This is a genomic window from Mycobacterium colombiense (assembly GCF_001953985.1).
Classification (GTDB): Bacteria; Actinomycetota; Actinomycetes; order Mycobacteriales; family Mycobacteriaceae; genus Mycobacterium; species Mycobacterium colombiense_B.
This window is the reverse complement of the sequence record NZ_MBEI01000060.1, coordinates 1-527: the sequence shown is the minus strand read 5'-3', so window position 1 is coordinate 527 and position 527 is coordinate 1. Positions and strand designations below refer to the sequence as shown.

Below are 527 nucleotides of genomic sequence, written 5' to 3'. Positions count from 1 at the left end.
CGTCTGGCGCTGTTGGAGATATTCGAATGTGAAACTCGCAAACTCCAGGCTCCCAGGCACCAGTTGATCAACCAGGTGGCCGCGCAATCGGATCCGAGCGAGTAGGGTGGCAAGTTGTCCTGGGCGTTGGCCGACCGGCTGCACATCAGCCGGGCCGAGGCCGGCCGCCGCATCACGGAGGCCGCCGATCTGGGGCCGCGCCGGGCGTTGACCGGTGAGCCGTTGGCGCCGGTGTTGCCCGCCACTGCGGCGGCCCAGCGCGACGGCAACATCGGGGCCGATCATGTGGCGGTGATCCGGCGGTTTTTTCACCAGTTGCCCGAGTCCGTCGACCTCGAGACCTGTGTGCACGCCGAACAGCAGCTGGCCGCCAAGGCCGCCGAATTTCGGCCCGAGCACTTCGCCACGCTCGCCCGGCGCCTGATGGACTGCCTGGATCCCGACGGCAACTACACCGACGCCGACCGGGCCCGGATGCGTGGTCTGGTGCTCGGCAATCAGCAACCCGACGGCATGTCGCGCCTGAG

1 pseudogene is annotated in these 527 nt (G+C 68.1%); it reads left to right on the top strand.

Annotation, left to right across the window (positions count from 1 at the left end):
• A pseudogene (locus A5732_RS19395) lies at positions 1 to 527 on the top strand (DUF222 domain-containing protein); the annotation flags it as partial.